The organism is Halalkalibacter hemicellulosilyticusJCM 9152 (assembly GCF_000513115.1).
Lineage (GTDB): Bacteria > Bacillota > Bacilli > Bacillales > Bacillaceae_D > Halalkalibacter > Halalkalibacter hemicellulosilyticus.
The window spans coordinates 104,421-112,505 of sequence record NZ_BAUU01000015.1 but is presented as its reverse complement, the minus strand read 5'-3'; the positions used below and the strand labels follow the sequence as shown (position 1 = coordinate 112,505).

Annotated in this window: 7 protein-coding genes; all 7 read right to left on the bottom strand. The window is 35.1% G+C overall.

From position 1 onward, the window contains the following. Window positions 1-560 (bottom strand): NEAT domain-containing protein (locus JCM9152_RS11255; RefSeq protein WP_052015871.1); only part of this gene is annotated, 560 nt, incomplete at its 3' end. Window positions 561-574: 14 nt separating this feature from the next. Further along, window positions 575-1,249 carry a heme uptake protein IsdC gene (isdC, locus tag JCM9152_RS11250; protein WP_035344234.1) on the bottom strand — a complete coding sequence of 225 codons (675 nt, stop codon included), beginning with the start codon at window positions 1,247-1,249 and terminating at the stop codon, window positions 575-577. A gap of 368 nt (window positions 1,250-1,617) precedes the next feature. Further along, the gene (locus JCM9152_RS11245; RefSeq protein ID WP_052015869.1) at window positions 1,618-2,274 is read right to left on the bottom strand and encodes an RlpA-like double-psi beta-barrel domain-containing protein; all 657 of its coding nucleotides are present in this window, start codon (window positions 2,272-2,274) and stop codon (window positions 1,618-1,620) included. A gap of 146 nt (window positions 2,275-2,420) precedes the next feature. After that, the gene (gene htpG / locus JCM9152_RS11240) at window positions 2,421-4,301 is read right to left on the bottom strand and encodes a molecular chaperone HtpG (RefSeq protein WP_035344232.1); all 1,881 of its coding nucleotides are present in this window, start codon (window positions 4,299-4,301) and stop codon (window positions 2,421-2,423) included. Between the two features lie 293 nt (window positions 4,302-4,594). Beyond that, window positions 4,595-4,786, bottom strand: a complete 192-nt coding sequence (locus JCM9152_RS22350) for a hypothetical protein (protein WP_148296483.1) — start codon at window positions 4,784-4,786, stop codon at window positions 4,595-4,597. Window positions 4,787-4,851: 65 nt separating this feature from the next. Further along, complete coding sequence (locus JCM9152_RS24075; protein ID WP_052015867.1) at window positions 4,852-7,077, bottom strand: glycosyl hydrolase 115 family protein; 2,226 nt, start codon at window positions 7,075-7,077, stop codon at window positions 4,852-4,854. Beyond that, window positions 7,041-8,027, bottom strand: a complete 987-nt coding sequence (locus JCM9152_RS24070) for a glycosyl hydrolase 115 family protein (protein ID WP_052015866.1) — start codon at window positions 8,025-8,027, stop codon at window positions 7,041-7,043. Before JCM9152_RS24070 ends, JCM9152_RS24075 begins: the two co-directional genes overlap by 37 nt. Window positions 8,028-8,085: the final 58 nt, after the last annotated feature.

Sequence of the window (8,085 nt, the reverse complement as noted above, 5' to 3'; positions counted from 1 at the left end):
CCCTCAGTTGCATGTAGAGCTTCGAAGTTAATTGTATACGTTCCGTCTGTTAATTCAAGAGTAGGTACAGGCTCAGGTAACTCCTCTAATTCAACAACCTCAAGTGACTGTTCATCAAAAGTGATTTGAACAACATATTCATTGTCATAATTGATGAATGGAATAACTACATGTGTAAAAACATCTAGCTTTGATGATAAATGGTTAACAGGAAAACGTACGACACGAGTATCTTCTTCTTCATTTTCTGAAATGACTTCCGCGTCTGTAAATGTTCCGTTTACATCTGTTTGAAACACTTTAATCCAATCACTATTCGTAAGTGTCAAATCAATCAATAATTCCTCGTCATTGACATATAATGAAGCTGGCTTTTCAGTGTAACCGTCCATAACAGATGTTTCATCTGTTCCATCTTTTAATACGGAAAAGTTAATCTCGTACACACCATTTTGCAATGATTGTCCTTCACCATTAGCGACTGCGATTGAACTAAATGATGAGAAAATCAATAAAAATATAAAACTAAGAATGGTCAATTGTTTGAATTTTAATTTCATCAATGTTAGCTCCTTTATGATCTACCTAATGCGTTGACTTTTCTTACTAATATGAAACCGAATACGATTGTCGCTAGTGCATATAACCAAATAAATGAAAGATCACCCGTTTGTGGGTTTGCTTCTTGATTCGTTGCTCCACCTCGATCTTCATTTTCATCGTCATCCTCTATCTGAGCCACTGATCCATTATTTTCTTCTTGCTTACCTTCTGATTCGCTTTGTACACTTACCGGATTAATTTGGTTCAAATCAAAATCAAAACGAATTGTGTAGCTATGGTCATAATTGATGTCCTCTACAATAACATGAATGTGAGCGGCTAATGGACTTGATAAGTCATCAACGGGAAATTGTACAACTCGTTTATCGTCTGCATCGTCTGTTCGGATAACATTTACATCCTGAAAGCTACCGTTTACCGGTGTCTTAAATTCAGTAATCCACGAGCTATGGTTTAATGTCATCTCAAGTTTCATTTGTCCATCCTCAACATAGAGTGTTGCTGGTTTCTCCCAATAATCGTTTGCTATTGAAGCAGAATCATTATCAGCATGTAAAACCGTATAACCAATCGTATATGTACCATCCTCAAGATCAGGAGATGCAAATACTTGGATCGGCATCATGAGCAAAGCAAAGAATGTAAACAATAGTAGTAGTTTCATAGAAATCTTTTCTAACAGCATTCTCTTTCTCCTTTCCCTCAATCACTGTTATTGATTATTATTCTCAATAACAATTGTAAAAAAAGTTCGTATTAAAACATACGAATTCCGATATCGATTATTATTCTCAATTAGCTAGTTAAAAAAAATGACTTGCTTATGAAAGTATGTGCAAACACCATTCTACTAAACCTCATCCCTCCTCTACAAATACAAGCCTTCCTTTCGAACCATCACTTCCCCTCTACTATGTATTCGAATCTATATTAACGAACAATGAAAATTTTGTCAATCATAAAACAATGATGATTTCATTATTTTCAAACAAAATTAAAACACTGATGAAGGGAAATAAAACCTTCTCAGTGTTCACACAATCATATATGAGCTTATTCATTTAATTCTTGAAGGTCGAACGATATCACACGATTTGTTGTCGGATTATAATTGACTTTTGCTTGTATTCGTATTGATTCTTGAAGAGATTGTAACATTAATTCATAGGTTCTCCTAACATGAGATGCATTGACCACTTCTTCTTCCATTAATTCCTCATTAATTATTTGGTAGTTTGGATAAGCGCTTTGAACAATTCTTTGCAAATACGGGCTCCATGGATCCTCTTCTATAGGAGTCAATGACGTTATATCTACTGGGATAAGACCTTCATCCAATTCTGCTCCTAATGCTTCAAATGCTTGGCGATGTAAATTAATTCGATTTGACGGGAAATTTGGTACTGTATCGACTATTATGACCGTTAACTCACGTTGATTATTTCGATTACGAACTCTTAATGTATCTCCACATTGATAAGTTGATTGTTCACTTACTGCAGCTGTCATCGATTGATTCATCGTCCACGGTAAACCACACTTAGTTGTTGGCCCTCCATTTGTCCATGTTGCATCACCTGAAATTGTTTGCTCCCTCCAATCATTGCTGTATGGATGCTGCGGTAGATGACGATATGGAGAATATGAATGTCTCATTGATTCGTATTGAGCACTTGGATAAGCATAAGGATTGTAGCCATTTACATACACACTAAATTCCTCCTCTCCTCACTTATGTCTTTCCACCATAGCCTATGTTCATAGGAGCTTAACCTGTGACAGTTTAATGCAAAATATAATAGTTGAAGCATTAACGAAAAAAGAAAAAGTAGCATAAGCTACTTTTTCTCAGTCATTTATACCATTACTTTACACATATCATTCGTGAATTCAACTGGATCTTGAACAGGTAATCCTTCGATTAAAAGTGCTTGATTATAGAGTAAATTCGTGTATAGCTTTAGTTTTTCCTCATCTTGATCAAATGCTTTTTGTAATGATTGAAAGACATCATGATTAACATTGATTTCTAACACTTTATCCGCTTCAATATTTTGGTTGTTATCAGGCATTGACTTTAATACTTTCTCCATTTCGATCGACAGTTCACCCTCAGTAGCAAAGCATACTGGATGCGTTCGTAGACGTTTTGATACACGTACATCCTTCACTTTACCAGAAAGCAATGATTTCATTTTATCGAATAGTTCTTTATGATTTTGCTCATTCTCTTCTGACTTATTTGACTCTTCATCTTCAATGCCTAGATCACCACTTGCAACAGATTTAAACTCTTTTTCTTTATAGTTGGCTAACATTTTAATCGCAAATTCATCCACATCTTCGGTGAAATATAATACTTCATACCCTTTATCCTTCACTGCTTCAATTTGCGGTAATTTCTCAATTCGATCATAGGATTCACCTGTCGCATAATAAATATATTTCTGCTCCTCAGGCATCCGTGAAACATACTCATCTAACGTTACCTGCTTCTTTTCTATTGAAGAATAGAACATTAATAAGTCCTGTAACACTTCTTTATTTGCTCCATAATCCGAATATACACCATATTTTAATTGTCGGCCAAATGATTCATAAAACTTCTCATATTTTTCACGATCATTTTTCAACAACGTTTGTAGCTGACTCTTAATTTTATTTTTTATATTTTTGGCAATTAGCTTTAATTGACGATCATGCTGTAAAATTTCACGAGAAATATTCAGAGATAGATCCTCCGAGTCAACCATCCCTTTTACAAAACTAAAATAGTCAGGGAGTAAATCAGCACATTTATCCATTATAAGCACACCACTTGAATATAACTCTAGCCCTTTTTCAAATTCTTTTGAGTAAAAATCAAATGGAATTGTTTCTGGAATATATAAGATTGAATGATATCGAACAGCACCATCTACACTAATATGAATGTGCTTCAATGGCTTGTCAAATCCATAATGCTTCTCTTTATAGAAATTCTCATAATCCTCATCGGTTAATTCACTTTTATTTTTACGCCAAATTGGAACCATGCTATTAATTGTTTTTTCTTCAGAATACTCTTCCCATTCATCTTCACTATCTTCTTTTTTATGTCTTTCAATAACGTCCATTTTAATTGGATAACGGATAAAATCAGAATACTTCTTAATAATTGACTTTAAGCGATACTCTTCAAGAAATTCATCGTAATTTTCTTCCTCTGTATTTTCTTTAATCGTTAACGTAATAACTGTCCCGACTGAATCTTTTTCGGTTCGTGTAATTGTGTAACCATCTACACCGTCTGATTCCCATTTGTAAGCTTGATCACTATCAATTGATTTACTAATGACCGTCAATTTATCAGCTACCATGAATGCCGAATAAAACCCAACACCAAACTGACCAATAATATCATGGCCATCTTTAATTTCGTTTTCACTCTTAAATGCTAAAGAACCACTCTTAGCAATTGTTCCTAAATGAGTCTCAAGCTCATCCTCGGTCATACCAATTCCAGTATCCGTCACTGTTAATGTTCGTTGTTCTTTATTAAATTCGACCTTTATGTAATAATCTTCTTGTTCAAAACGAATCGATTCATCCGTTAATGCTTTATAATACATCTTATCAATAGCATCACTTGCGTTCGAAATTAATTCCCGAAGAAAAATTTCTTTTTGTGTGTAAATAGAATTAATCATCATTTCTAACAGACGCTTTGATTCTGCTTGAAACTGCTTCTTTGCCATTATTTATTACCCCTTTCAGTTGTCTATTAGCACTCAGATACAGAGAGTGCTAACACTAATGTTTTTTTATCATATTTTCGCTTATACGTCAACGCCTTCACTCTGATTAGTTTCTACTAGAAGGAAGCTCTCCTTCAAAAAAGCAACGGTTTCGCTCATACTTAAAGGGCACTGAAAAAGTTAAAAACTAACTTTTCAGTGCCCTTATGTAACGCGAGAAGTGATTTATATACACCGTTGTGTCTTTATTCGGATTCTAAGTTATTAAAAAAACTTTTTCACAGTTTCTAAAATTAGTTTGGTGATAGAGCAATATGTTCATTGAATCGATATTCCTTTTCACTATTGTGATCAAGTAGAGTGACTTTCAATTGAAATTGTGTATGTTGTTGGCGGTGAAAGATAAGATTGTGCATTTCTTTTGCTGATCTAGCTAACCTGCCTTTTAGTATGGAAACTCCTAACGATTGACTATCTTGATCCATAAGCTCAACTTTTAATGTATATAAATGAGAATAGTGATCAGAATTGTATAAAGAAGTTTGTACAATTAATTGATCCTCCTGTTGCGGGTCATTCGAATCGTTGGCTTTATTTTTATAACATCTTCATCCTCTAACGTCGCCTTTATATTCTGAACTGAAATATCACCTTTAACCTCAAGTTCATTCATTTGACAATAGCCTGCCTTCAAATACATTTTGACTTTCTTTTGTTCATCATTTTCGGTAGAAACGATCTCATATTCCTTATCACTTATATTTAATTTAATAGAACCAATACCAACCGTTTCTAATTCTATTTCATACATTCCGTCCTTTTCAACAAATAGATCAACCGATTTATAATACTGAAAAACTTTGTCTACTTTTTCTAATCTACCTGGAATGATATAAGAATCAATAGAGTGACGTTTTGCTCGAATGATATCTTTTTTACCTCCGTAATAGCTTTCAGGAGGCCCTAAATAACTTTTTTTAAGCCCACCTGTGTCAATGACAAGTTTTTGAAGAACTACGATTGGGTCAACCATCCATATTTTAAGCGTATGATAACCTTTTTTTTCTAAACAGTGTGTCGTTGTGCTGTTTCTTACATTTAAAATAACACTTTGAGCCCAGTCCCCTTCATCAAATCCCGTATCTTTGTACTGTATCGCATCGACAATCTGTATGGGCTGATCATCAAATGATATTCCAAATCGTAAACCTTGATCTGGAATAAAATTTAACGTTGGAGCAATGAATGTGTGAACGTCTAATTTCCCAGGATTCGTTATATAAACTTGATATTCTAAACAAGGTGAATGGTGAGGAGGATGTACGCTTGGTGTCGATACAGGAAAAACAGTCATTGATGATAATGTCCGCCCATAATCAGGAATCACATCCCAACTTGCTTCCTGACTATCTATTTTATTCGTGTAATGCTCCGCTTCAATCGAGATATACCCATCTGTTTCCATAAAACCGACAAGTGATTCACGATTCGGTTCAATTGGATTAAATAGAGTGACGCGTAATTGAACAGCAGAACCTTCTGAACCTGTTACCGTTATAAACGACTCTACATCATGCCCTTTTGGCGCATTATCCCAATCAATATCTACGACTATTTTCTTTTCCTGGATAATGACTCCTTCGTCGGTATCGATGATTAGCCAGTTTACATTGGCTTTTACATTATACAAAAACGGAGTTATACCTTTATTATAAATATCAATCACACGACTTTGCCTCGTAAAGGAATTAAAGTGAAGAGCATCATAATCAGCAATCCCCATTTTCCCTTCTATTTTCGGTTTCATTCGTTTTACAGTCGGTATCGTATTTTGTTCAGGTTGTTGCCAATACGTATACCCTATATGTGTTTGATCCATCATATGATTCCATTTACCAAGAGACGTTCTTTTATTATAATCAAATGACAATAGGTGATCCTGTTCAAACAACAACTCTGCTTCTCTTGCTGCAATGTTCGTCGCAATTCGATCTTGCTTCGCATATAATTTACTCATCTCGGCTTTGATGTGCAGTTCTAGAACTTGTTTAGAAGCCTTCGTCGGATATAAGACAATTTGAAAGAATGGATCCTTTAAAGGTTCTGGTAGCTTTTGATAGATTTGTTCAGCTAAATCGGTTATTTCCTGAAAATCCTCAAGTACCCTTTCTGCTTCATCATAGTTTAGAAGACTATATAGGTCTACATTGTTCAACTGTTCTGGCTTTAACCGTCCATTAAACTTTGAGTATCGATTAATAATATAAGCAATATCTTCTGCATATTCCTCTCCAAAGTGTCTCTTCACCCACTCAACACTATATTCCCAACTATAATCTCGATTAAAATCACTCATGTTCCATGCCATGCGTAAGAAATATTCGAGTTGGAATTCCATTGGTTTTAGATCACCAACATTTAATATCCAAATTTGATTAGCACCATAATGATACGCTTTATGCATTTGCTCCCAAATTTTTTGAAGTGGAACAGAGTTCACCCATTTATACGATCGAGGCCCACCTACATAATCCAAATGATAATAAATACCCGCCCCACCTTTTCGGTGACGTTCATCTTTTGTAGGAACGCGGCGCAAATTACCAAAGTTATCATCAGCCCATAATAATGTGATGTCATCTGGAACACGCATCCCACTCTCATAATATTCTTGAACTTCTTTATAAAGAGCCCACAACTGAGGTACTTTAGTAACATCTTCATTCATATGTTCAGCAATCATCTTTCTTTGATCAGATACAATCTTTTGTAACAATTCAATTTTTTCTTGGAAAGAAAGATCCCCTCCATAGCTTCATCCCCATCACCACGCATACCTAATGTTACAACGCTCTCATAGTTCTTGCTTCTTTTGATACCTTCCTCCCAAAATTGATAAAGATACTCTTCATTCAATGCATAATCCCAAGGTCCTTTCTTATGTACTTTCCAATCACCATGAGGCCTTAGCATCGGCTCATGATGAGATGTTCCCATCACAACCCCATAATAATCAGCGATTTCAGCATTAAGTGGGTCATCTTCATAAAACGTATTATCCCACATTGCCGGCCAGTGATAATTGGCTTTTAATCGTAAGGTTAATTCAAAGATTTTCTCGTAAAATTCATGTGTGAAATCGATGTAATTTGTTCGCACCCATTCCATTAACGAAGGACCTTCATCATTTAGAAAAATACCGCGGTACTTAACAGAAGGTTCTCCTTGTTTATGAACACCTTTCTTTACATATATGGATTCATGCTTCACAACAGGCATATCAGCCCACCAATACCAAGGAGACACTCCTATTTTTTCAGAAAAATCATATATTCCAAATATGGTCCCCCGTTTGTCGCTTCCTGCAATGACTAATGCTTGATCCACATGAGGAAATGGATTGTCAATTGTTTGAATGACAAATGACTCCCATTTACCAACTAAATCCTGACAATCAAGCTTTTCTTCAGCGACTAATTGATCAATGACATCACTTTTTCCGATTGTACCTATGATAACTACATTCCCAACCAAATCAGCATTTTCTTCTACTCTAATAGGATAAACAGAGGTTACCTTTTCCACATCAGTTTGCCAATCGGCTACAGCTCTTATGACTCCTGGATAATCATTTTCAGACAAAAGCACGGATGTTTTTTTTGCTCTCGTGATAATTTCCACATTATTAGAAGATGACTCATATTCAATATATGTTTGCCCAAACATACACTACACTCCTCTTTTTTCTTGATAACGGTTACATTTTACTAAAGAATACAGTGCC